21 protein-coding genes are annotated in these 25,198 nt (G+C 61.5%); 11 read left to right on the forward strand and 10 right to left on the reverse strand.

Going from position 1 to position 25,198, the window contains the following annotated elements; genetic code table 11:
* Positions 1-6: 6 nt before the first annotated feature.
* Positions 7-1,680, reverse strand: a complete 1,674-nt coding sequence (gene recN, locus C8D72_RS16440) for a DNA repair protein RecN (protein ID WP_115855547.1) — start codon at positions 1,678-1,680, stop codon at positions 7-9.
* Positions 1,681-1,971: 291 nt separating this feature from the next.
* Between recN and grpE the strand changes: the two genes are divergently transcribed.
* The 5 genes from grpE (at position 1,972) to C8D72_RS16465 (ending at position 6,921) form a co-directional block, all read left to right on the forward strand.
* On the forward strand, positions 1,972-2,598 hold the full coding sequence (gene grpE, locus C8D72_RS16445; RefSeq protein ID WP_115855548.1) for a nucleotide exchange factor GrpE: 627 nt from the start codon (positions 1,972-1,974) through the stop codon (positions 2,596-2,598).
* Between the two features lie 144 nt (positions 2,599-2,742).
* The gene (gene dnaK, locus C8D72_RS16450; RefSeq protein WP_115855549.1) at positions 2,743-4,665 is read left to right on the forward strand and encodes a molecular chaperone DnaK; all 1,923 of its coding nucleotides are present in this window, start codon (positions 2,743-2,745) and stop codon (positions 4,663-4,665) included.
* Between the two features lie 87 nt (positions 4,666-4,752).
* Complete coding sequence (dnaJ, locus tag C8D72_RS16455; protein WP_115855550.1) at positions 4,753-5,904, forward strand: molecular chaperone DnaJ; 1,152 nt, start codon at positions 4,753-4,755, stop codon at positions 5,902-5,904.
* A 124-nt stretch (positions 5,905-6,028) separates the two neighbouring features.
* On the forward strand, positions 6,029-6,433 hold the full coding sequence (locus C8D72_RS16460) for an Ohr family peroxiredoxin (RefSeq protein ID WP_115855551.1): 405 nt from the start codon (positions 6,029-6,031) through the stop codon (positions 6,431-6,433).
* A 134-nt stretch (positions 6,434-6,567) separates the two neighbouring features.
* A complete protein-coding gene (locus C8D72_RS16465; RefSeq protein ID WP_115855552.1) occupies positions 6,568-6,921 on the forward strand; it encodes a septal ring lytic transglycosylase RlpA family protein in 354 nt (117 codons plus the stop codon).
* Between the two features lie 24 nt (positions 6,922-6,945).
* Here the strand turns inward: C8D72_RS16465 and C8D72_RS16470 are convergent, their stop codons facing one another.
* From C8D72_RS16470 to C8D72_RS16500, 7 genes are all read right to left on the reverse strand, one after another.
* Positions 6,946-7,695, reverse strand: coding sequence for an ABC transporter ATP-binding protein (locus C8D72_RS16470; protein ID WP_115855553.1), 750 nt, complete (start codon positions 7,693-7,695; stop codon positions 6,946-6,948).
* Entirely contained in the window at positions 7,689-8,759 is a 1,071-nt protein-coding gene (locus tag C8D72_RS16475) for a FecCD family ABC transporter permease (protein ID WP_115855554.1), read from the reverse strand. Before C8D72_RS16475 ends, C8D72_RS16470 begins: the two co-directional genes overlap by 7 nt.
* Complete coding sequence (locus C8D72_RS16480; protein ID WP_245955314.1) at positions 8,752-9,882, reverse strand: ABC transporter substrate-binding protein; 1,131 nt, start codon at positions 9,880-9,882, stop codon at positions 8,752-8,754. Before C8D72_RS16480 ends, C8D72_RS16475 begins: the two co-directional genes overlap by 8 nt.
* Before the next feature lie 299 nt (positions 9,883-10,181).
* Positions 10,182-10,445, reverse strand: coding sequence for a formate dehydrogenase subunit delta (locus C8D72_RS16485; protein ID WP_115855556.1), 264 nt, complete (start codon positions 10,443-10,445; stop codon positions 10,182-10,184).
* 40 nt (positions 10,446-10,485) lie between these two features.
* Positions 10,486-13,320, reverse strand: coding sequence for a formate dehydrogenase subunit alpha (fdhF, locus tag C8D72_RS16490; protein WP_245955316.1), 2,835 nt, complete (start codon positions 13,318-13,320; stop codon positions 10,486-10,488).
* A 125-nt stretch (positions 13,321-13,445) separates the two neighbouring features.
* Entirely contained in the window at positions 13,446-15,014 is a 1,569-nt protein-coding gene (locus tag C8D72_RS16495; RefSeq protein ID WP_115855558.1) for a formate dehydrogenase beta subunit, read from the reverse strand.
* Positions 15,014-15,520 (reverse strand): formate dehydrogenase subunit gamma, encoded by a 507-nt coding sequence (locus tag C8D72_RS16500; protein WP_115855559.1) that lies wholly within the window; start codon positions 15,518-15,520, stop codon positions 15,014-15,016. The genes C8D72_RS16495 and C8D72_RS16500 overlap by 1 nt, the downstream gene beginning before the upstream one ends.
* A 145-nt stretch (positions 15,521-15,665) precedes the next feature.
* Between C8D72_RS16500 and C8D72_RS16505 the strand changes: the two genes are divergently transcribed.
* Entirely contained in the window at positions 15,666-16,745 is a 1,080-nt protein-coding gene (locus tag C8D72_RS16505; protein WP_115855560.1) for a substrate-binding domain-containing protein, read from the forward strand.
* 37 nt (positions 16,746-16,782) lie between these two features.
* Here the strand turns inward: C8D72_RS16505 and C8D72_RS16510 are convergent, their stop codons facing one another.
* Entirely contained in the window at positions 16,783-17,766 is a 984-nt protein-coding gene (locus C8D72_RS16510; RefSeq protein ID WP_115855561.1) for an esterase-like activity of phytase family protein, read from the reverse strand.
* A gap of 87 nt (positions 17,767-17,853) precedes the next feature.
* Here C8D72_RS16510 and dapB point away from each other — a divergent pair, with 87 nt between their 5' ends.
* The 4 genes from dapB (at position 17,854) to greA (ending at position 23,903) form a co-directional block, all read left to right on the forward strand.
* Entirely contained in the window at positions 17,854-18,687 is an 834-nt protein-coding gene (gene dapB / locus C8D72_RS16515; protein WP_115855562.1) for a 4-hydroxy-tetrahydrodipicolinate reductase, read from the forward strand.
* 265 nt (positions 18,688-18,952) lie between these two features.
* Positions 18,953-20,107 carry a glutamine-hydrolyzing carbamoyl-phosphate synthase small subunit gene (gene carA, locus C8D72_RS16520; protein ID WP_211308879.1) on the forward strand — a complete coding sequence of 385 codons (1,155 nt, stop codon included), beginning with the start codon at positions 18,953-18,955 and terminating at the stop codon, positions 20,105-20,107.
* Between the two features lie 89 nt (positions 20,108-20,196).
* Positions 20,197-23,427: a carbamoyl-phosphate synthase large subunit gene (gene carB, locus C8D72_RS16525; protein ID WP_115855563.1), complete on the forward strand. Its 3,231-nt coding sequence runs from the start codon at positions 20,197-20,199 to the stop codon at positions 23,425-23,427.
* Positions 23,424-23,903 (forward strand): transcription elongation factor GreA, encoded by a 480-nt coding sequence (gene greA, locus C8D72_RS16530; RefSeq protein ID WP_115855564.1) that lies wholly within the window; start codon positions 23,424-23,426, stop codon positions 23,901-23,903. The genes carB and greA overlap by 4 nt, the downstream gene beginning before the upstream one ends.
* A 96-nt stretch (positions 23,904-23,999) precedes the next feature.
* Here greA and yhbY read toward each other — a convergent pair whose 3' ends face one another.
* On the reverse strand, positions 24,000-24,311 hold the full coding sequence (yhbY, locus tag C8D72_RS16535; RefSeq protein ID WP_115855565.1) for a ribosome assembly RNA-binding protein YhbY: 312 nt from the start codon (positions 24,309-24,311) through the stop codon (positions 24,000-24,002).
* A 158-nt stretch (positions 24,312-24,469) separates the two neighbouring features.
* Between yhbY and rlmE the strand changes: the two genes are divergently transcribed.
* Positions 24,470-25,117, forward strand: coding sequence for a 23S rRNA (uridine(2552)-2'-O)-methyltransferase RlmE (rlmE, locus tag C8D72_RS16540; RefSeq protein WP_281271633.1), 648 nt, complete (start codon positions 24,470-24,472; stop codon positions 25,115-25,117).
* Positions 25,118-25,198 lie beyond the last annotated feature (81 nt).

Raw genomic sequence — 25,198 nt, forward strand, 5'->3', positions numbered from 1 at the left:
TTCCGGCTAGTGGGCCGATCGCTGGCTGACATCCAGCATTTCCCGGGCATGGGCCAGCGTACGCTCTGAAAGATGCACGCCCCCCAGCATGCGGGCCAGCTCCCGTACACGCCCCCCCTCGTCGAGCAGTGCCATGGTGGTATGGGTGGTTTGCTCATCCGCCTGCTTCTCGATATGCAGATGTTGATGCCCCTGAGCCGCCACCTGAGGTAGATGGGTAACGCAAAGAATCTGACCGTGGCTGCCCAGCTGGCGCAGCAGTTGGCCGACGATCTCTGCCGTGGCGCCTGAAATGCCCACGTCGACTTCATCAAAGACCAGCGTCGGGATGGTGCTATGTTGTGCGGCCACCACCTGAATGGCCAGGCTCACACGAGACAGCTCGCCGCCTGACGCTACGCGGGTCAATGCCCGGGCCGGTTGGCCGGGGTTGGCACTGATCAGAAAACCGACCCGGTCCATGCCCTCTGGCTGAGCGGTGTCGCGGCGCGTGATATCGACGGTAAAGTCGGCCTTTTCCATGCCCAGAAACGCCAGCTGGGACTGGACTTCCTCGCCCATGCGGCGTGCCGCCTCCATACGCTGCTCGGAGATCCGGTGAGCCAGCTCGCGCCAGGCATTGCGCGCCGTTTCCGTGGCTTCTACCAGCGTCTCCATGTCTTCTCCGCCGTCCTGTAGCTCGGAAAGTTCTGCCTGCAGACGTTGATGCAGCGCCGGGACTTCCTCGGGCATGACATGGTGCTTGCGAGCGATACGATGAATTTCCGCCAGTCGGGACTCGACCGTCATCAGGCGATCAGGATCAAGTTCGGTGCTACTGACATAGCGATGCAGCTCATAACCGGCTTCCTGCAGCTGAATGCAGGCATCATTCAGCATGCTCAGGATATTGGCCAGTGCGCCGCTGTCGCTGCCGGGCAGCTGCTCCAGACGCTGCCGTGCCTGGTTCAGTTGGTTCAGGGCACCGCTTTCGTCATCATCGCAGCAGTCGGCGGCAAACTGTGCCTGGGTGATGAGCTCTTCTGCATTGGCCAGGCGAGTCTGCTCCTCCTCCAGCGCTGAAAGCTCTTCCTCGCCCAGGGCCAGCGCATCGAGTTCTTCTACCTGATAACGCAGCAGCTGACAGCGAGCCTGCTGCTCGTCACCATTTTCACGAGCTGCTTTCAGGCGACGACTGGCCTGCTGCCACTGGCGATAGATCTGTGTGAGCTGTTCGACCTTATCGCTGTGGCCGGCAAAGTCATCCAGAAGGCGCAGGTGTGTTTCCTCGCGCATCAGGGTCTGGTGGGCATGCTGGCCATGGATATCGATCAGGTGTTCGCTCAGTGCCTTGAGATCGGCAAGCGTGGCCGGCACGCCGTTGATCCAGGCCCTGGAGCGGCCATTGGCAGTGACCGAGCGGCGCAGCAGGCATTCCGTGTCGTCCAGATCGCGCTCGGCAAGCCAGGCACGCGCATCCGGCAGCCCTTCGATATCAAAGCGTACGGCCAGGTCGGCTCGTGATGCGCCATGGCGTACGCTGCCGGCATCGGCTCTTTCTCCCAGGCAAAGCGACAGGGCATCCAGAAGAATGGACTTGCCGGCCCCGGTTTCGCCGGTAATGGCCGTCATGCCATCCCGGAAATCCAGTTCCAGATGTTCAACGATGGCGTAGTTACTGATGGATAGCTGAGACAGCATGGCCACTCCCGTGTGCGTTGGCGCAGATGACTGGGTTTGTGGATTAGGGACTGATTTTATATACAGTGAGTGTGTTTTTATACAGCGGCTCTGATCGAGCTTCAATACCCCGAATTGGTAATTTCATCGTCCCTACGCCTTGAGATCGCGACCCGGATCCCCCATCTGGGTAAACAGTTTTCAGCATCAATGTCGCTCTACAGGATGACGCACTGACAGTCGGTTGCGTACTGCCCGCGCACAATGAGCGGCACAACTTGAAAGGCAGACACAGCGAGTCAGGAGTGGGGTATGACCAACAAGCCGCATAATCCGAAGGATGAAGAGCTCGAGCGCGCCGAGCGCGAGGGCGAGCCGCAACCGTTTGACGCCGATAACACGAATACCCTCGAGGATATCGAAGGTGTACTGCAGGCAGACGATGAGGAAACGCTGAGCCCGAGCGACCAGGAAGCCGATGTTCTGGCCGGCCGTGTCGCCGAGCTTGAACAAGAGCTGGCCGAGGCAAAGGACCAGCAGGTCCGCGCCGCGGCCGAGGCGCAAAACGCCCGCCGTCGCGCCGAGCAGGATGCCGACAAGGCGAAAAAGTTCGCGCTGGAAAAGTTCGTCAAGGAGCTGCTGCCGGTCGTGGACAGCCTTGAAAAGGGTCTTGAGAGCATGAGCGAGGATGTCAGCGAAACCCACCGTGAAGGGGTGTCGATGACGCTGAAAATGCAGCTCGATGTGCTCTCGAAGTTTGGCGTCGAGCAGATCGATCCGCACGGCGAACCCTTTGATCCCCAGTATCATGAAGCCATGACTCAGGTGGCCAATCCGGAGATGGATCCCAATACGGTCATGGAGGTCATGCAGAAGGGTTATACGCTCAACGGCCGTCTGGTACGTCCGGCCATGGTGGTGGTGAGCAAGCAGGCCTGATACCCGGCCACGGATGTTTTGTCGACAATGAGTCGTGTGGGGTCTTGAAAAGCGACGTAATGCCCACACATAGGCAGACATCCACGCAGCACTCGCTGCGCATCGAAAGCATTTTTGGTTCAGAAGATTTTTCGAGGTGACACTATGGGACGCATTATTGGTATCGACCTTGGCACAACCAACTCCTGTGTGGCTGTGCTTGATGGCGACAAGACCCGCGTAATCGAAAACGCTGAAGGCGCACGCACGACGCCTTCCATCATCGGCTATACCGATGACGGCGAAACACTGGTCGGTCAGGCGGCCAAGCGCCAGGCCGTGACCAACCCGAACAACACCCTGTATGCGGTCAAGCGTCTGATCGGCCGCAAGTTCAAGGATGACGTTGTTCAAAAGGACATCAAGATGGTGCCCTACAGCATCATCGAAGCCGACAACGGTGATGCCTGGGTCCAGGTCAACGACAACAAGATGGCGCCGCCGCAGGTCAGCGCCGAAGTCCTGAAGAAGATGAAAAAGACCGCCGAGGACTATCTCGGTGAAGAAGTGACCGAAGCGGTCATCACCGTACCGGCCTACTTCAACGACTCTCAGCGTCAGGCCACCAAGGATGCCGGTCGTATCGCCGGGCTTGAAGTCAAGCGCATCATCAACGAGCCGACGGCAGCCGCGCTGGCCTACGGCATGGACAGCAAGGGTGGCGACCGTACCATCGCGGTTTATGACCTGGGCGGCGGTACCTTCGATATCTCCATCATCGAAGTGGCTGATGTCGATGGTGAAAAGCAGTTCGAAGTGCTTGCCACCAATGGTGACACCTTCCTTGGCGGCGAAGACTTTGACCTCAAGCTGATTGACTATCTTGTCCAGCAGTTCAAGGCCGATTCCGGTATCGACCTGTCGGGTGATTCGCTCGCCATGCAGCGTCTGAAGGAAGCCGCCGAGAAGGCCAAGATCGAGCTGTCCTCCGCGCAGCAGACCGAAGTCAACCTGCCCTATGTCACGGCAGACCAGACCGGTCCCAAGCACCTGGCGGTCAAGGTCACACGCGCCAAGCTCGAGTCGCTGGTCGAAGATCTGGTTCAGCGCTCGCTCGGCCCGTGCAAGACGGCCATGCAGGATGCCGGTCTCTCCAACAGCGAGATTCAGGATGTCATCCTGGTCGGTGGCCAGACGCGCATGCCGATGGTTCAGCAAAAGGTTGCCGAATTCTTTGGTCAGGACGCTCGCAAGGACGTCAACCCTGACGAAGCCGTCGCCATGGGTGCCGCGCTTCAGGGCGGCGTACTGGGCGGTGACGTCAAGGACGTGCTGCTGCTCGACGTCACGCCGCTGACGCTGGGCATCGAAACGATGGGTGGTGTCATGACGCCGCTGATCGAGAAAAACACCACGATCCCGACCAAGAAGACTCAGACCTTCTCCACGGCCGAGGACAATCAGACGGCAGTGACCATCCATGCACTGCAGGGTGAGCGCAAGCAGGCGGCACAGAACAAGTCACTGGGTCGCTTCGATCTGGCCGACATTCCGCCGGCACCGCGCGGTGTACCGCAGATCGAGGTCGCCTTCGATCTCGACGCCAACGGTATCCTGAACATCACCGCGAAGGACAAGGCGACCGGCAAGGAACAGTCGATCGTCATCAAGTCCTCCGGTGGTCTCTCCGATGAAGAGATCGATCAGATGGTGCAGGACGCCGAGGCGCATGAGGCCGAGGACAAGAAGTTCGAAGAGCTCGTGCAGCTGCGCAACCAGGCTGACGGCATGATCCACGCTTCTCGCAAGACGCTGGAAGAAGCCGGTGACAAGGCCACTGACGAAGATCGTCAGAGCATCGAGACCGCCATCTCCGAGCTCGAGGAAGCGCTCAAGACTGACGATCAGGAGCAGATCCAGCCGAAACTGGATGCCCTGACCGAAGCGTCCGGCAACCTGGCGCAGAAGATGTACGCCGAACAGGGCGAACAGGCCCAGGGCGAGCAGTCGGAAGGCGAGCAGAAGAGCGGCGATGATGTGGTCGATGCGGACTACGAAGAAGTCAACGACGACCAGAAAAAGCAGTAAGGCTTTTAACGCCTGATCTGTCCAACGCGGGGGCCTTGCTCCCGCGTTGTTTTTGCAGGTGTCAGACTTCGGAGGATCCGTTACACCATGTCCAAGCGCGACTATTATGAGGTCCTCGGCGTCGAGCGCGGCGCCGACGACAAGGAAATAAAGAAGGCCTATCGCCGGCTGGCACAGAAATATCATCCTGATCGCAATCCGGACGATGAGACTGCCGCCGAAAAGTTTCGCGAGGTCTCTGACGCCTATGAAGTCCTGGCCGACAGCGAAAAGCGGGCCGCCTACGACCAGTTCGGCCATGCCGGCGTTGATGGTCAGGGCGGTGGCTTTGGTGGCGGCGGCTTCGGCGGTGCCGGTGGCGCAGGTGGCTTCAGCGATATCTTCGGCGATGTCTTTGGTGACATCTTCGGCGGCGCCGGCGGGCGTCGTGGTCCGGGTGGTGCCGCTCGCGGCAGTGACCTGCGCTACAACCTGGAGATCGACCTGGAAGAGGCCGTTGCCGGCACGACCGTCGATATTCGCGTACCGCGTCTTGTAGAGTGCGATCGCTGTCACGGGGACTGCGCCGAGCCCGGTACCAGCAAGCGCACCTGTTCGACCTGTAACGGCATGGGCCAGGTTCGCATGCAGCAGGGCTTCTTTGCCGTGCAGCAGCCCTGCCCGACCTGTCATGGTCAGGGGCAAAGCGTTGATACGCCGTGCCGCAAGTGCCATGGCGAAGGCCGCATTCAGGAAACGCGCACCCTGTCGGTCAAGATCCCGGCCGGCGTGGATACCGGCGACCGCATTCGCCTTAACGGTGAAGGTGAAGCCGGCGTCAACGGTGGCCCCGCAGGCGATCTGTATGTCCAGGTGGCCATCAAGACCCACGCCATTTTCGAGCGTGACGGGCGCGATCTCTACTGTGAAGTGCCCATCAACTTCGTGGATGCCACACTCGGTGGTGAGCTGGAAGTGCCAACGCTTGAAGGCCGCGTCAAGCTGCGCATTCCGCCCGAGACCCAGACCGGCAAGCTCTTCCGGCTGCGCGGCAAGGGCGTCAAGCCGGTACGCGGCGGCGCGCCGGGCGATCTGATGTGCAAGGTAGTGCTGGAAACGCCCATCAATCTCGACGAAGAGCAAAAGCAGCTGCTGCGCCAGTTCCAGGAAAGCCTGGACGGCACGGACACGCGTCATTCGCCGCGTAAAAGCCGCTGGTTTGACGGCGTGAAAAAGTTTTTCGATGACATGCGTCCGTAAGCGCTCGCATCGATATCAGGACCCTGCCAACCGGCAGGGTTTTTTTATGGCCACACGCAGGGGGAGGCGTAGTGAGGAGACATCAGCTACGCTTGCCACAGGTTTTCACGACAGGGAGAGCATCATGGCAGTCATGTATGAAACCACGGTCAACGTTTCCGGCGGGCGCAAGGGACACGCCAGAAGTGATGACGGCATTCTCGATGTCGATCTTGCCATGCCGGGCAGCGGTACTGATGCAACCAATCCGGAGCAGCTCTTTGCGGCCGGCTATGCCGCCTGTTTTGCCAGCGCCGCCATGGGTGTGGCGCGCCAGCAGGGGCACAAGCTTGATGATATTCCGGTCGCGGCTCACGTCGCGCTGGACTCTGAAAATCATGACTACAATCTGACGGTCAAGCTGACGGCAGAGGTTGCCCTGCCTCAGGACGAGGCGGAAAAGCTGATCGCACAGGCCCACGAGATGTGCCCCTACTCCAAGGCCACACGCGGCAATATTCAGGTCGATATCGAAGTGAAGGGCCACTGACATAACCCGGTGAGCCTTGCCAACAACGCACCGCAGCTCTGATAGACTGCGGTGCGTTTTTTTATACAGGTCACGGGGTCATATCGATGGTGTCAACGAAGGCAGTTTGCCGATCAAGAGGATGGCGATTTCTGATGCTGGTGTGTCTGCTCGGACTGGCCGGATGCGCCGGCAGCCAGCTGTCCGATACGCCCGGGGCGACCTCGTCAGGCAAGGCCTCCTATTACAGCGATCAGCATCAGGGCGCGCGAACCGCCAGCGGTGAGCGCTATGACAGAAGTGCCATGACGGCAGCCCACCGGACACTGGCCTTCGGCACCCGGGTGCGGGTGACCAACCTGAACAATCAGCGTCAGGCCGTTGTGCGCATCAACGATCGGGGCCCCTTTACTGGCGGTCGCGTGATCGATCTCTCCCGCGCCGCGGCCGAGCGGATCGGCATGATCCGCAGCGGCGTGGTACCGGTCAGGCTGGAAGTGTTGAAATAAGCCGGGGCCTTTGGATGTCGCGCATCAAAGGGCGGTTTCGACCACCAGCAGCGGTGTGCCTCTTGAACAGGTTTCGATCCGTCCTTCGACCTGATAGACCTCCCGCAGGAGTTCTGCCGTGACCACCGCCCGCGTCGGGCCACACGCCTTCAGGGCACCCCCGGCCAGCACGATGGCCTGATCGGAAAAGCGCAGGGCGTGCCCCAGATCATGCAGGGCCACGATGATCAGCATCTGGCGCTGTTCGGCCAGCCGGCGAAGCACGCTCAAAAGGCCGATCTGGCGATGCAGGTCGAGTGCAGAGGTCGGCTCATCGAGCAGCAGGATGTCCGGCGCCTGTACCAGCGCCTGGGCGGCGCTGACCAGCTGACGCTGGCCACCGCTGAGATCGCCGATATCGCGCTGCGCCAGATGCTGCAGGTTCAACTCATCGAGTGCCGCATCCACCTGGGCGAGATCCTCGGGCTGCACCTTGAGGCGCCGGCCCTGCATGCGCGCCAGCAGCACGCTTTCATAGACGCTTAACACCGCATCAATGCGGGTTTCCTGCGGCATGTAGGCCACCGGGCGCTCGGCGTGTGTCCCGGCAATTCGAACGTGTCCTGCTCCGGACAAAAGCCCCAGGATGCGTCGAAACAGCGTTGACTTGCCCGCGGCGTTGGGGCCCAGCAGCGCCACCACCTGACCGCCCGACAGCGTCGGCGTGGTAATGCTTGAAAGCACTTCGCGCTTGCCGTAATGGGCGGTGACCTGTTCCAGCGTCAGGCTTACCATGTCGATTTCTTCTGGTTGAGAACAAGAAAGAGGAAAAATGGGATGCCCACCAGCGAGGTGATAATCCCGATGGGGATCACCGTGCCCGGGATCAGCATCTTGGAAATCACCGAGCCTACCGACAGGATCAGGGCGCCGCACAGGGCCGAAGCCGGCAAAAAGAAGCGTTGGTCCTCGCCTACCAGCATCCGCGCAATATGCGGACCCACCAGTCCGATAAAGCCGATCGTGCCGACAAAGGCCACCGATACTGACGCCAGCAGCGATACCAGCATCAACACCTGAAGCCGCAACCGTCGCGGGCGCACGCCCATGCTCTCGGCCTTGGCATCGCCCAGCCGCATGGCGGTCAGCGCCCAGCCATGGCGGGCCAGCAGCGGAATCGCAATCGCCAGCACCGTGAGCGCCACCCAGAACTTGGGCCAGGTCGCCTTGGTCAGGCTGCCCATGGTCCAGAACACCACGGCCGACAGGGCCTGCTGGCTGGCAAAGAACTGGATCAGCGCCATGAGGGCATTGAAGATAAACACCATGGCAATGCCCAGCAGGACGATGGTTTCAATCGTCACGCCCCGGCGCATGCTCAGCAGATGAATCATCAGTGCCGTCAGCATGGCGACCAGAAAGGCATTGATCGGCACGATGTAATCCACCGCGGCCGGCACGATCGAGACGCCAAAGGCCAGCGCCAGGGCGGCACCGAACCCGGCGCCGGCTGAAATGCCCAGTGTAAAGGGACTCGCCAGTGGATTGCTCAGGATGGTCTGCATCTGCGCCCCGGCAATCGACAGGCTGGCGCCGACCACGATCGCCATCAGTGCCACCGGCATGCGGATCTGCCAGACGATGACGCTGACCTGCTCGCTGACCGAGCCCGGGGTCAGCAGGGCGCTCAGCACCTGGCTCAGGTCATAGCGGGCCGGCCCCAGCGCCAGATCAACGCAAAAGCTCAGAAACAGCGCGACAAGGAGGCCGATCAGGATCAGCTGCCGGCGCAGAACCATGGCGCGATAGAAGGTGCGCCCCTGTTCGGGGGAGGTCATGGCGGCCGTTGGCTTACTCATGACCCGCCTCAAGCGATACCCAGTACCCCGGCTGATAGCTCAGTGGCAAAAAGCGCTCATGAAGCTCGCGCAGGGTGGCGTCAGGGTCCAGATCCTCGAAAAGCTCGGGGTGGAACCATTTGGCCAGCTGCTGGATGGCGACAAAGTAGTAGGGGCTGTTGTAGAACTGATGCCAGATGGCATGCACCTGGTCCTGCTTGACCGCATCGATGCCGGTCATGGCGGTGCGATGCGTCAGGGCCTCAAGCTTGCGCCGGGCCTCATTCATGTCGGTGCCCGGTCCGACACCGACCCAGGCACCGCCGGGCACATAGGCTTCCCAGTCACCGCCGGTCACCACCATCTGCTCCGGATTGGAGGCGATGATCTGTTCGGGGTTGAGGGTGCCAAAGGTGGTGGGGATGATGTCGTCGGCAATGTTCTGCCCACCGGCGATGTCGACGTATTCGCCGAAATTGTGCGGGCCAAAGCTCATGCAGCAGTCATCAGAATAGCCGCCGGCGCGATCGATGAACACGCGTGGACGTTCAGGGTTGGCCTGTTCAATCACGTCGGTGACGCGCGCCATCTGCTCGTCGGAAAACTCGATGAAGCGCTCTGCCTCATCACTCTTGTCCAGAAGCTGGCCCATCAGTCGGATCGAGGCCGAGGTGTGCTTGATGGGATCTTCACGAAAGTCGACATAAACGATAGGAATGCCCAGTGCCGCGAGCTTGTCTTCATAGCCGGCATCCTCGGTGGCCGTCCTGGCCTCGATGTTCATGAAAACCACGTCGGGTCTCAGGGCTGCTGCCTGCTCGACATCAAAGGTGCCGTCCTTGAAACCGCCAAAGGTTGGAATCTCCTTCACCTCGGGAAACTGCTCGGCATAAGCGGCATAGGTCTCGGGGTCGGCCTGGGCCAGATCCTCGCGCCAGCCCACCACACCCTCGAATGGCGTCTGTGGCTGCAGCACGCTCAGCAGATAGATCTGGCGCCCTTCACCCAGAATCATGCGTTTGACCGGCGTGTCGATCTCGACCTGGCGGCCTGCGACATCGGTGACGGTCACTTCTCGTGCCTGAGCGAGGCAGGAGAGCAGGGCAAGCGCTACAGCAGCGGTAAACAGCAGATGTCGTTTCATGATGGTTGTCATGGCCAGAGAGGGAGACACTCGTCACCAGTGCGGTACCGGAGAGCGTCATGTCGATTGATGATAAGGTTTATCATTTGCATTTTTCGGCATTATGCGAGGTTTCAAACACACCGTCGAGCGGTGCCGGATAGAAATCGCACGCCGCGGGCAAAACCGCATCCGGGCACCTGGGCGGCGCACTCGAGTCGGATACACCCCGGGGCGGCGCGGGCATAAAAAAGGGCCCCGTTCGCACACTGCGAACGGGGCCCTTCGTGATGCCACGACAGGGTGGCAGGGCGTTTGTATTACCCCGCGTCGGAGGTCTCCTCCCAGTCTCTCACCACGCCCGACAGGGTCTTGAGTCGTGCCACGGCCAGGCGGGCGACCGGGTCCAGCTCGCTGCCGTCATTGTCGGCATAGTCGATGATCTGGCGTTTCATGTCGCGGGCCCAGAACTTCTTGAGATGGCCGGCAATCTGCTCGGCCGCCGCCTCATCGCTGTCATGATGACGGTTATTGAGGCTGATCTGATTGACCATTTTGATCAGCGGCGTTATGGAATCGTTCATGGCAACCTCGTGGTCCGGGTAAGGTCATGACAACCGGCGCTCATTTGAGCGCCGGTTCCGGGGCATCGGCATCGGCCAGGTAGCGCTGCTGACGTTCGTCGAAGCGCTGGAACTGCTGTTGCCACGACGAGGGCTGCGAGACCTTCTCGACCTGCACCGCCGTCACCTTGTACTCGGGACAGTTGGTGGCCCAGTCGGAGTTGTCGGTCGTGATCACGTTGGCACCGCTGCCCGGATGGTGGAAGGTGGTGTAGACCACGCCCGGCGCCATGCGATCGCTGACCAGACAGCGCAGCACCGTATGACCCACCCGGCTGCGAATGCCGAGCCAGTCACCGTCACGCAGGCCGCGATCCTCGGCATCTGCCGGGTGGATCTCCAGCACGTCTTCCGAATGCCAGCTGCTGTTGGCGGTACGTCGTGTCTGCGCGCCAACATTGTACTGGCTGAGAATGCGTCCGGTGGTCAAAAGCAGCGGATAGCGTGCGTTGACCTTTTCTTCGGTGGCCACGTACTCGGTGATGGCAAAGTGCCCCTTGCCGATCGGGAAGTCCACGCCATGCATGGTGGGTGTGCCGAGCGGGTAATCGTCATTGCAGGGCCACTGAATGCTGCCGAGCTGTTCGAGCTTGTCGTAGCTCACCCCGGTAAAGGTCGGCGTCAGACTGGCCACCTCGTCCATGATTTCGGAAGGATGGCTGTAGTTCATGGGATAACCCAGTGCGTTGGCAAGATCCTGCGTGACCTCCCAGTCCTCCTTGCCGGCCACCGGCGGCATGACCCGGCGCACGCGGTTGATACGCCGTTCGGCGTTGGTGAAGGTACCGTTCTTCTCGAGGAAGGTGGCGCCCGGCAACAGCACATGGGCGTATTTCGCCGTCTCGTTGAGGAAGATGTCCTGCACGATCAGACAGTCCAGCGCCGACAGCGCCGATTCGACGTGCTGCGTATTGGGGTCGGACTGCGCGATGTCCTCGCCCTGCACATAGAGCGCCTTGAAGGTGCCGTTGATGGCAGCGTCGAACATGTTGGGAATACGCAGACCCGGCTCGTCGTCGAGTTTGGCGTTCCACACGGTTTCAAAACGCTGGCGGATCTCGGGGTCGGAGACATGCTGGTACCCCGGCAGCTCGTGCGGGAACGAGCCCATGTCGCAGGAGCCCTGCACGTTGTTCTGTCCGCGCAGCGGGTTGACCCCGACGCCTTCACGACCGATGTTGCCGGTCGCCATCGCCAGGTTGGCGATCGCCATGACCGTGGTCGAGCCCTGGCTGTGCTCGGTGACGCCCAGCCCGTAATAGATCGCGCCGTTGCCGGCACTGGCATAGGCGCGCGCGGCATCGCGAACCGCCTGAGCAGGCACGCCGGTCTCGGCTTCCACGGCTTCCGGCGCGTGGCGCGCATCGGAGATGAACGCGCGCCAGCGCTGATAGCCCTCGGTGTCACAGCGCCGGGCGATGAAGTCGGTGTCCTCGAGCCCTTCTGTGACCACCACATGGCCCAGCGCGTTGACCAGCGCCACGTTGGTACCGGGCTTGAGCGCCAGGTGCAGGCCCTTGCCGCCGTGAGGCGTGCTGAGCAGGTCGATGCGGCGCGGGTCGGCAACGATCAGCGTGGCGCCCTGGCGCAGCCGGCGCTTCATCTGGGAGGCAAACACCGGGTGGGCATCGGTGGGGTTGGCACCGATCACCAGAATGGTGTCCGCCTTCATGACCGAGTCAAACGTCTGGGTGCCGGCGGACTCGCCCAGCGTGGTCTTGAGACCGTAGCCGGTGGGCGAATGACAGACGCGGGCGCAGGTGTCGGTATTGTTGTTGCCGAACGCCGCGCGGACCAGTTTCTGGACTAGGTAGGTCTCTTCGTTGGTGCAGCGCGACGAGGTAATGCCGCCAACGCTGTCACGACCGTACTGCGTCTGAATTTCCCTGAGGCGCCGTGCGGCAAAGCTGATGGCTTCTTCCCAGGAGACGGCACGCCAGGGCTGGTCGATCGAGTCGCGAATCATCGGCTCGCGAATGCGATCCTTGTGGGTGGCGTAGCCAAAGGCGAAGCGGCCCTTGACGCAGGAGTGGCCGTGGTTGGCGTCACCGCCCTTGTACGGCACCATGCGCACCAGCTTGTCGCCCTTCATCTGTGCCTCGAACGAGCAGCCCACGCCGCAGTAGGCGCAGGTGGTCACCACGCTGTGCTCGGGTACGCCCTCCTCGATGACGCTTTTCTCCATCAGCGTCGATGTCGGGCAGGCCTGTACGCAGGCGCCGCAGGAGACGCACTCCGAATCCATGAACGGCTCGTTCTGGCTGGCGGCCACTTTCGAATCAAAACCGCGGCCCTCGATGGTCAGGGCAAAGGTGCCCTGCACCTCGTTGCAGGCGCGCACGCAGCGTGAGCAGACGATGCACTTGCTGGGGTCAAAGCTGAAGTAGGGGTTGGAGTCGTCGACCTCGGCGTCGAGATGGTTGGCGCCATCGAAGCCGTAGCGCACCTCGCGAAGCCCCACGACGCCGGCCATGTCCTGCAGCTCGCAATCCCCGTTGGCCGGACAGGTCAGACAGTCCAGCGGGTGGTCGGAGATGTAGAGCTCCATGATGTTGCGACGCAGCTTCGCGATTTTGGCGTTCTGCGTGGTGACGGCCATGCCCTCAACCACCGGCGTGGTGCACGAGGCCGGCATGCCGCGACGGCCTTCGATTTCCACCGCGCAGAGTCGGCAGGACCCGAACGCCTCGAGATTGTCCGAGGCGCACAGTCGGGGAATCGTGATGCCGGCCAGTGCTGCGGCACGCATCACCGAGGTGCCCTCCGGCACGCGAATCGCGGTGCCGTCGATGGTCAGCTCGACCGGTGTTTCGGACACGCGCGCCGGCGTACCCATGTCGCGGTCAAAAAAGGCCGGGTTGAAGGTGTTCTGGTACTCACCGACGCCGCCCAGTCCTGCATTGAACTGTTGGGCATTCGGTTGTTGGGGATTGGCTTTTTCGGTTTTGGGATCAAAATGGTTCAGCATGTCGTACCTCCCGCCGTTGCGGCCTGTCGAGGTGTCAGATCATCGGGAAAATGCTGCATGACGCTCTGGACCGGGAACGGCGCCATGCCGCCCATGGCGCACAGGGAGCCATCGACCATGGTCTCGCAGAGCTCGGTGAGCAACACGAGGTTCTTGTCAGCCGACTCGCCGGCGCGGATGCGATCGATCACCTCCACGCCGCGCACCGCGCCGATCCGGCACGGCGTGCACTTGCCGCAGGATTCAACGCTGCAGAACTCCATGGCAAAGCGGGCCTGATCGCCCATGTCGACGCTGTCGTCGAACATCACCACGCCGCCGTGCCCCACGACGCCACCGAAGGCGGCAAAGCCTTCGTAGTCGATCGGATTGTCCCACTGGCTTTGTGGCAGGTAGGCGCCCAGCGGGCCACCGACCTGGACGGCCTTGAGCGGGCGCCCGCTCAGGGTGCCGCCGCCAAAGCCTTCCATCAGCTCACTCAGGCTGGTGCCAAAGGCCAGCTCGACCAGCCCGCCGCGCTTGACGTTGCCGGCCAGCTGGATGGCCAGCGTTCCGCGCGAGCGTCCCAGCCCGTAGTCGGCGTAAGCCTGGCCGCCCTGGTCGAGAATGAAGGGCACGGCCGCCAGCGACAGCACGTTGTTGACCACGGTGGGCCGGCCGAACAGCCCCTCGATGGCGGGCAGCGGCGGCTTGGCACGCACCAGCCCGCGCTTGCCTTCAAGACTCTCCAGCAATGAGGTCTCCTCGCCACAGATATAGGCACCGGCGCCGAGGCGGACCTCCAGATGAAAGGTGCGACCGCTGCCCAGAATGTTGTCGCCGAGATAGCCGGCGGCCACGGCGCGCTCGATCGCCTCATCGAGAATGTCGTGAGCCAGCGGATATTCCGAGCGCAGATAGATGTAGCCCTGATCGGCGCCCGTGGCGAGACCGGCAATGGTCATGCCCTCGATCAGCATGTAGGGGTCGCACTCCATCACCAGACGGTCGGCAAAGGTACCGGAGTCGCCCTCATCGGCATTGCAGACTACGTACTTCTCTCCCGGCGGCTGGTCGTGCACGGTCTGCCACTTGATGCCGGTCGGGAAGGCCGCTCCGCCGCGACCGCGCAGCCCCGAGGTCTTGACCTCGTCGACAACGGCCTGGCTGTCCAGCGACAAGGCCTTTTTCAGGCCTTCAAAGCCGCGCAGCGCGGTGTAGTCCTCAAGCGATACGGGATCGGTGATGCCGATGCGCGAAAAGGTCAGGCGCTGCTGGCGCTTGAGATACTTGATCTCTTCGGTCAGCCCCAGTGACAGCGCGTGGTCCTGGCGACCCTCGAACAGTCCGGCCTCGATCAGGGCATCGACATCGCCCGGCGTGACCGGGCCATAGGCGACGCGCCCCTCGGGGGTGTCGACCTCGATCAGCGGCTCCAGATAGAACAGTCCGCGGGAGCCGTTGCGTACCAGGTTGAGCGCCACGTCGCGTGCACGGGCGCCGCGCTCGATGCGGGCCGCGACCCGGTCGGCACCCAGTGCCCGGGCGGTGGTGTCACGCGGGACATACAGGGTAATGGCCATCACTTCACCTCCACGACGGTCGCCGACAGCTCATCGGTCAGTTGATCGAACTGCTCGGGGCTCATGCGCCCGTAAACGTCGTCATTGACGCGAACGGAGGGGCCACAGGCGCAGTTGCCCAGACAGTAGACCGGCTCGAGCGTGAACTCGTGATCCGGCGTTGTCTGGTGATAATCGATGCCCAGGGCCTTTCGCGCGTGGGCCTCGAGCTGGCGGCTGCCAACCGATTGGCATGCCTCGGCGCGACAGATCTGAATCACGCTGCGCCCCGGGGGGTGGGTGCGAAAGTGATGGTAGAAGCTGATGATGCCGTGAACTTCGGCGCGGGTATGACGCAACGCTTCGGCGATCATGGGCACTGCGGCATCAGGGATGAAGCCGAAGCGGTCCTGAATGGCGTGCAGTGTCGGTAGCATGGCGCCCGGCATCCTGCTGTGGGCGTCGATCACTGCCTGCAGTTGCGCCGGCGTCCAGGCGTCGGCGACGGGGGAATGGGTCTGTGACATGGCCGGATCTCATCAGGTCGGAGGATTGAAGCGACAGCGCTCATCCGATCGTCTTATAGGAATCGTTGTTCATAACTGCTTTAAGTCAGGGTCACCTTCGGGACCAAACTAGCACTCTCGATACGGCGGCAAAATATGAACGAAAATGCTTAGCAAAAAGTTGAACATCGTCCCGACATGGCGCTTTTATCGCGATGATGGCGAGCTGCTTGATCCGGTGCTGTTCGTGCTGCTGGGTGGTCTGCGAGAAACCGGCAAGCTGACCCATGCCGCCAGCAGGGCGAACATTTCCTATCGCCACGCCTGGAATCTGCTTAATCGGGCCGAGGCCTTTTTCGGCATGGCGCTGGTGGAAATGCGCCGCGGGCATGGCACGCGGCTGTCACCGCTGGGGGAGAAACTGTTGTGGGCGGAGCAGCGGGTGCGGGCGCGACTGGGTCCTCAGATCGACAGCATGGCCTCCGAGCTCAACCACCAGCTGCAGCAGCTGCTGGACGGCGCGCACCCCGTGCTGCGTCTGCACGCCAGTCATGGCTATGCCGTGGCGCTTCTGCCGGATTTTCCGGGCGAGCTGGACCTGCGCTACTGCTCCTCCGTGGAGGCGCTCGAGGCGCTGCGTCGCGACGAGTGCGATCTGGCCAGCCTTCATCTGCCGGTGCAGACGCAGCTGGCCGAGCAGGTCATGGCGGTCTATCGCCCGTATCTGTCAGGACAGAATCTGAACGTCATCCGCTTCGTGACCCGTCGGCAGGGGTTGATGCTGCGTCACGAGGATCGCGACCGAATTCGCGCCATGAAGGATCTCGCACGCGGTGATATTCGATTCATCCCGCGCAACGAGCGCTCCGGCACCCGCATGCTGTTCGATCTGTTGCTGGCAGAGCATGGGATTAACGAGACCGATATTCCCGATGCGCGCCACGAGGAGTTTACGCATACGGCGGTGGCGGCTTATGTGGCAGCAGGGATGGCGGATGCCGGTTTCGGGGTGGAGGCAGCCGCCACGCAGTTCGGGCTGGATTTTGTCCCGCTGGCGACCGAGCACTACCTGCTGGTCTGCCAGGCCGAGCGCCTGGCCCAGGAGAACATGCAGGCGCTGCTGACCTATATGGCGTCAAAGGGCTTTCTGGCTGAAGTGGCCGCGCTGAATGGCTACGCTCCGGATCACTGTGGTGAAGTGACGACCTTTGAGGCGCTGCTGGCGGAAAACGCAGGGAGTGTCTGAAGGCCACTGTTGGCAGCCGTCACTGGCATACGCCAGCTCATGAGCCGGCGGCCGGGTCGTCAGGCACCTCGAAACATCCCAGCAGCGAGCGCTGCAGCCAGCTGAAGTTGTCATCGCTGACCATCAGATAGCGCTGCGGCGCAATGCGGGTTAGCCCTTCAAAATTGTCCAGCCGCCAGCCCTCGTCGCTGGGCAGGCGGGCGATGGTATTGCCGGGGATCACGCTGTTGTGTGGCCCGTCGGTGATACGGGCGCGGCGCAGCGAGATGATCAGGGGGCGACCGACCTTGAAGTCGCGCTCCAGCATCAAAAGATCCTCCCCCAGTGGGGCCATCGCCGTCAGCCCGCTGTCATTGCCAGTGCGCTGCCAGCGCCACTGGTGGCCGTCGAGATCGAACAGGCGGCTTTCATTGTCGGCCATCCCCTCTGATGCAAATTCCAGGCCGGCGATGATGCCGTGGGCGGGATGGTTGACCAGCGCTTCCAGGCTTCCATTGTATTGGGCACCTTCCAGCGCCGAAGGTACGATGGCCTCGCCCAGCGGCGCGCCCTCAGGCGTGAAGCGCTGCAGCCGGTGGCGGCGCTCAAAACCGATCAGAAGCTCCGGCTCTCCGTTGTCACCCTCGATCAGCACCATCGATTCACTGTCGGCCCAGGGCATCTCGAGCGGCTCTTCTTCCTGATCCTGCAGGGGCGTCGAGTCGAGCAGCTCAAGGCGACTCAGCTGCTGGCGGTCATCGAAATGGGGGCGGGCGCGATAGAGCCGGGCGCGATCGGAAAGCAGGTATAACAGGTTGCCCTGCGGGTCATACGCCAGCTCCGACAGGCCGCCCAGCGGCTGACCGTCGGGCATGCGGTCCGGCAGCTCCAGCATGCCGCACCACTCGAGCTGCTCGGGTCTTGACCCGCCCGGCGGGCCGCCCGGGTCGATGACGCCGGCTCGGGTACAGCCGGGCAGCATCGCCAGCCACAGACCCAGCGTGACTGCAGAAAGAAAGTAGTGAGCGCGTCTGTCCGCCATGAGGCCGTCCGGTTGCGTATTGTGATGGGTTATAGTGGCAGATATGCGCGTGGGCAAACGATGAACATGAAACGAACAGGGGGATGTGTGACACGAATTGCCATCATGGGCGCTGCAGGGCGTATGGGCAAAATGCTGATCGAGGCGGTCAGCGGTGATGACACGGCTCGATTGACCGGTGCCGTGGTGCGCCCGGACAGCTCGTTGAAAGGGGCCGATGCCGGTGAACTGGCCGGTCAGGGACGTCTGGGCGTGGTGCTTGCCGGCAGTCTCGAGGAGATCGCCGATGATTTTGATGTCCTGATCGATTTCACCACGCCGGCTCTGACGCTCGACAATCTGGCCTTCTGCGCCGAACACGACAAGCGCCTCGTGATCGGGACAACCGGGTTCAATGACGAGCAGTTGAAAACGCTTGAAGGCTACGCCTCAAAAGTGGCGTTCGTGTTTGCCGCCAACATGAGTACCGGCGTCAATCTCTCGCTCAATCTGCTCGCCACGGCGGCGCGGGCGCTGGGCGATGCCGGCTTTGATATCGAGATCATCGAGGCCCATCACCGCCACAAGGTCGATGCGCCCTCGGGCACGGCCCTGATGATGGGGCGTGCCGTAGCGCAGCCGCTGGGGCGTGATCTGAAGGCCGATGGCGTCTATCAGCGCGTCGGCCAGATCGGGCCCCGCAGTGCACGCGAGATCGGCTTTTCCACCGTGCGCGGCGGCGATATCGTGGGCGAGCACACCGTGCTGTTTGCCGCCGAAGGTGAGCGGATCGAGATCACCCACAAGGCCTCCAGCCGGCTGACGTTTGGTCGCGGTGCGGTACGGGCGGCGCACTGGCTTATGGATCAGCAGACAGGTCATTACGACATGCAGGATGTGCTGGGACTCAAGCAGTCCCGGCCTGACACTGCAGGGCAGTGATCATTGCGTGATGGCATGCGGGGATGAAATCCGATATTATCGGCACAATTTGGCCGGGTCGAACCCGCAGACCATGGCGATAATAAAAGCGGGATGAAACCCTTCAGGGTTTCGTCCCGCTTTTTTGCAGCCCGGGGTCGCGCTTTACCGTCAGGCGCGCAGGAAGGGCATGGTCGACGGGGTCGGCAAACGGCCGGTTTTGCGGTCAGCGTTGTGGCATGTCGCTTTCGCTGACAGTCTCTTTTGCCCTGTGGAGGACGTTGCATTGATCAAACCCGCGATTCTGGCGCTCGAGGATGGCAGCGTATTTCACGGCGTCTCCATCGGCGCCGACGGAGAAACCAGTGGCGAGGTGGTCTTTAATACGGCCATGACGGGCTATCAGGAGATCCTGACCGACCCTTCCTACTCTCGCCAGATTGTCACGCTCACCTATCCCCATATCGGCAACACCGGCATCAATGAAGAGGATGTCGAATCCCACCGCATTCATGCCGCCGGTCTCGTCATTCGCGACCTCCCTCGTCTGGTCAGCAATTTCCGCAGCGTGCGGGCACTGGACGACTATCTCGCCGCCCACGGCATTCTGGGCATTGCCGATATCGATACCCGCCGTCTGACGCGTCTGCTGCGTGACAAGGGCGCGCAAAACGGTGCCATTATTGCCGGCGCCGATGCCCAGGGCGAAGAGGCGGTGGCACGCGCGCTGGCGGCGGCCAACGCTTTTCCGGGACTCAAGGGCATGGATCTGGCCCGCGAGGCCGGCACTCGCGAGATTCATGAATGGCATGATGGTGAATGGCAGCTGAGCAAGGGCTACGCCGATTTTCGCCAGCGCGAGCGCCCCTGGCATGTGGTGGCCTATGACTTTGGCACCAAGCACAACATCTTTCGCATGCTGACCAGCCGGGGGTGTCGTCTGACCGTGGTACCGCCCCAGACACCGGCCAGCGAGGTGCTGGCGATGAATCCCGACGGTGTTTTCCTGGCCAATGGCCCCGGCGACCCGGAGCCCTGTGATTATGCCATCCGGGCCATTCAGGAGATTCTGGCGACCAATACGCCGGTCTTTGGCATCTGCCTGGGGCATCAGCTGCTGGCGCTGGCCAGCGGTGCCACAACCGTCAAGATGAAGCAGGGCCACCATGGTGCCAATCATCCGGTGCTGGATATCGATGGCGGCCATGTCATGATTACCAGTCAGAACCACGGCTTTGCCGTTGACGAGGCGTCACTGCCGGCCAACGTGCGCGCCACCCATCGGTCGCTGTTTGATCACACCCTCCAGGGGATCGAGCTGACCGATACACCGGCATTCAGTTTTCAGGGACATCCGGAAGCCAGTCCCGGGCCACATGACGTTTCCCCGCTGTTTGATCGCTTCGTGGCCATGATGGAACGCCGCCGTCAGGCGGCCTGATCCGGCTCCGACGGCGGCGTACGCCGCCGTTCGGGCCGCCATCGCATTCGACTTGTTCGCATCCCATTTTTCGACGCAGTGAAATCGTCATGCCAAAACGTACCGACCTGAAAAGCATTCTGATCATTGGCGCAGGCCCCATCGTTATCGGCCAGGCCTGTGAGTTCGACTATTCCGGCGCCCAGGCCTGCAAGGCGCTGCGCGAGGAGGGGTACCGGGTCATTCTGGTCAACTCCAACCCGGCCACCATCATGACTGACCCGGTCATGGCGGATGCCACCTATATCGAGCCGGTGACCTGGGAGACGGTGGCGCGCATCATCGAGCGTGAACGCCCCGATGCGGTGCTGCCGACCATGGGCGGTCAGACAGCACTCAACTGCGCCCTCGAGCTGGACCGCCGCGGCATTCTTGATGAGTTTGGCGTGGAGCTGATCGGCGCCAATGCCCAGACGATCGAAAAGGCCGAGGATCGCGACCTCTTTGACAAGGCGATGAAAAATATCGGCCTTGAGTGCCCGAAGGCCAAGGTTGCACATGCGATGGAGGAAGCCTGGGAGATTCAGGCCGAGCTGGGCTTTCCCTGCATCATTCGTCCGTCCTACACCATGGGCGGCTCCGGTGGCGGCGTGGCCTATAACCGGGAAGAGTTTGAAGAGATCTGCCATCGCGGTTTCGAGCTCTCCTCCAACCATGAGCTGCTGATCGATGAGTCGCTGCTGGGCTGGAAAGAGTACGAGATGGAGGTCGTGCGCGACAAAAGCGATAACTGCATCATTGTCTGCGCGATCGAGAACTTCGATCCGATGGGCGTGCACACCGGCGACTCCATTACCGTGGCGCCGGCCCAGACGCTGACCGACAAGGAATACCAGATCATGCGCAACGCATCGCTTGCGGTGCTGCGCGAGATCGGTGTGGAAACAGGTGGTTCCAACGTGCAGTTCGGCGTTGATCCGGAGACCGGGCGCATGGTGGTCATCGAGATGAACCCGCGCGTGTCGCGTTCGTCGGCGTTGGCGTCCAAGGCAACCGGCTTCCCGATCGCCAAGGTCGCCGCCAAGCTGGCGGTGGGCTATACGCTTGATGAGCTGCAAAACGAGATTACCGGCGGCGCCACGCCCGCCTCGTTCGAGCCGGCCATCGACTACGTGGTTACCAAGATTCCGCGTTTTACCTTCGAGAAGTTTCCCCAGGCCAACGACCGTCTGACCACTCAGATGAAGTCGGTGGGCGAGGTCATGGCCATCGGGCGCACCTTCCAGGAGTCGCTGCAAAAGGCGCTGCGTGGTCTTGAGATCGGTGTCGACGGGCTGGATCCGAAGCTTGCGAATTTTGACGAGACGTCACGTCAGCTGATGCAGGGCGAGCTGCAGCGCCCGGGCGCCGATCGTATCTTCTATGTGGCCGATGCCTTCCGGGCGGGGCTGTCGCTGGATGAAGTGTTCAACTTCACCAAAATCGATCGCTGGTTCCTGATCCAGATTCAGGAGCTGATGGTTCTGGAAGGCCAGATCGCCAAGACCTCTTTGAAGGAGCTCAGTCGCAAGCAGGTCTATTTCTACAAGCGTCGCGGCTTTGGCGATGCGCGCCTGGCCCGCCTCATCGGCGTCAGCGAAAAGGCCTTCCGTGAGCATCGTCAGGCGATGGATGTGCGACCGGTCTTCAAGCGGGTCGATACCTGCGCGGCCGAGTTTGCAACGTCCACGGCCTACATGTACTCCACCTATGAAGAGGAGTGCGAGGCCAACCCCAGCGATCGACAAAAGATCATGGTACTGGGCGGCGGCCCCAACCGGATCGGTCAGGGCATCGAGTTTGACTACTGCTGCGTCCATGCCGCACTCGCCATGCGCGAGGATGGCTATGAGACCATCATGGTCAACTGCAACCCGGAAACCGTGTCGACCGACTATGACACCTCCGATCGTCTCTACTTCGAGCCGGTCACGCTGGAAGATGTGCTGGCGATCGTTGAAACGGAAAGGCCGGTCGGCGTGATCGTGCAGTTCGGTGGTCAGACGCCGCTGAAGCTGGCACGTGATCTGGAAGCGGCAGGCGTGCCCATTATCGGCACCTCCCCGGATGCGATCGATCGCGCCGAGGATCGTGAGCGCTTTCAGCAGATGATCGACAAGCTCGGCCTCAAGCAGCCCAACAACGCGACGGCGCGCAGCTTTGAAGACGCCTTCGTCAAGGCGGCAAAGATTGGCTATCCGCTGGTCGTACGTCCCTCCTATGTGCTGGGTGGGCGCGCCATGGAGATTGTCTATTCGGCCGACGAGCTCGAGAATTATATGACCCATGCGGTCAAGGTCTCCAACGACTCGCCGGTCCTGCTGGATCACTTCCTCAATGCCGCCATCGAGGTGGATATCGATGCCATCAGCGACGGCAAGGATGTCGTGATCGGCGGCATCATGCAGCACATCGAGCAGGCTGGCGTCCACTCCGGTGACTCGGCCTGCTCGCTGCCGCCCTATTCGTTGCCGAGTGAAGTGCAGGATCGCATGCGTGATCAGGTGCAGCGCATGGCGCTGGAACTCAATGTTGTGGGCCTGATGAACGTGCAGCTGGCCTGGCAGGATAACGAGGTCTATGTCATCGAGGTCAATCCGCGCGCCTCGCGTACCGTGCCGTTTGTCTCCAAGTGCATCGGGCGCTCGCTGGCACAGCTGGCGGCTCGCGTCATGGCCGGCAAGACGCTGGTAGAGCTTGAGTTTACCCGTGAGCACATTCCGGATTTCTATAGCGTCAAGGAAGCGGTCTTCCCGTTCAACAAGTTCCCGGGGGTGGATCCGATCCTGACGCCGGAGATGAAGTCGACTGGTGAGGTCATGGGTACCGGAACCACCTTTGCCGAAGCCTTCTACAAGGCGCAGCTGGGTGCAGGGGAGGCCATCCCAGCGCTCAGCGGCGATCGCCGGGCATTTTTGTCCGTACGTGACCCGGATAAGGAAGGCGTTATTGAGGTAGCGCGTTCTCTGTTAACATTAGGCTTTACGTTGATCGCCACGCACGGTACGGCACAGGCACTCGATGCTGCCGGTCTGCCGGTCGAGCCGGTCAACAAGGTGTTTGAAGGCCGCCCCCATATTGTCGACATGATCAAAAACGATGAGGTTGCCTACATTGTTAATACGACCGAGGGGCGGCAGGCCATTAACGATTCTTCCATGATTCGCCGTTCGGCGCTGTCACACAAGGTTCCCTATGCCACGACACTGGCCGGGGCCCGTGCTGTGTGCATGGCGCTTGAGTATGGTAACGAGATTACCGTGCGGCGACTTCAGGAACTCCATACGAGTGTAACGGCATGACCAGGGTTCCGATGACGGTGCAGGGCGAACAGGCCCTGCGTGAAGAGCTCAACCAGCTCAAGAGTGTTGATCGTCCGCGTGTGATCGCGGACATTTCCGAGGCGCGCGAACACGGCGATCTCAAGGAGAACGCCGAGTATCACGCCGCGCGTGAGCAGCAGGGGTTTATCGAAGGGCGCATTCAGGAAATCGAATCGCGCCTGTCCAATGCTCAGGTCATTGATGTCACCAAGATGCCGCATACCGGCAAGGTCATCTTTGGTACCACGGTCAGGCTTTTAAACCTCGATACTGACGAGGAGGTGGCCTACCGCATCGTCGGTGAGGATGAGGCCAGCATCAAGGACGGCAAGATTTCGGTCAATTCCCCCATCGCCCGTGCGCTGGTAGGCAAGGCCGAAGGCGATGTGGTCAATGTGCGCACGCCCGGCGGCGACGTTGAGTATGAAATCGACAGCGTCGAGCATGTCGGCTGATTCAGGCCATGTGATCTGCGCCACGAAAAAAGCCCCCGACACTGTCGGGGGCTTTTGCATGGTGCTCACCTGTCGCAGGCAGGTACTGCGTGGCGATTACTGCGTATAGCGTGCCACGTTGGAGAGTCTGGGGTCTGCCTTCGGGTTGTGGCGATAAAGCAGGGCAGTCTTGCCGATGCTTTGTACCAGTTCGGCCCCGGATTGCTCCAGCAGGTGATTGATGATTTCGGCCCGCTCGTCGCGCTCGGCGCCGGCAATGCTGACCTTGATCAGTTCGTGGTCGGCGAGTGCACGCTCCAGCTCGCCCATGACACCCTCGGTCAGGCCCTTGTCACCGATCCGGACAACCGGATTGAGAATATGGCCGACGCTTCGCAGGGTTTTCTTTTGTGCCGCTGTAAGGCTCATGATATGTTGAAAACTCTCGATCCCTTTTCATGTGCAACCATCTTACTCCAGACAACGGCAGTGGCGCCAACGGTTGTATCGCGTTCGGTGGCCTTATCCTTTGGTCATGCTGGCGTTTGATCGCTGTAGCACTGCAATCCCTTTTTTCGGAAGTTAACGTGACACGAGCCAAAAAGCCGCCTGTCGGCAAAAAGGCTTCAGCCGATAACGGCTGGATGAAGGAACATTTTGACGATATCTGGGTAAAGCGCAGCTGGGCCGATGGCTATCGCTCCCGCGCCAGCTACAAGCTGCTTGAAATAGACGATCGCGATCGTCTGTTTGCGCCGGGCATGAGTGTGGTGGATCTTGGTGCCGCACCGGGTGGATGGAGTCAGGTCGCCATGGCGCGTGTAGGGGAGCAGGGGCAGGTGATCGCCACTGATATTCTCGACATGGATGCCATTGCAGGCGTGGATTTCATTCAGGGTGACTTTACGGAAGAGCAGACGCTGCATGCTATGCTCAAGGCGCTCGGGAATCGGCGGGTCAATGTTGTGTTATCGGACATGGCGCCCAACCTGAGTGGGCAGATGGCCATTGATCAGCCAGGCGCCATGTATCTTGTAGAGCTGGCGCTTGATATGGCTCAGCAGGTGCTGATGCCGGGTGGCGATTTCCTGACCAAAATCTTCCAGGGCGAAGGTTTTGATCAGTATCTAAAGGAAATGCGTCTCCGGTTCGATAAGGTAGTGACTCGCAAGCCCGATGCCTCGCGTCCAAGATCGCGAGAAGTATATCTGCTGGGGCGTGGTTTTCGCGCTTGAGCTTGTAATCGACAGGCCGCGCCCCAAGCTATTCGACACATACCGGGCCACGCCTGGCAGGCAGAATCACGTAGTGAGGGT

This window comes from Kushneria indalinina DSM 14324 (assembly GCF_003385845.1).
Classification (GTDB): Bacteria; Pseudomonadota; Gammaproteobacteria; order Pseudomonadales; family Halomonadaceae; genus Kushneria; species Kushneria indalinina.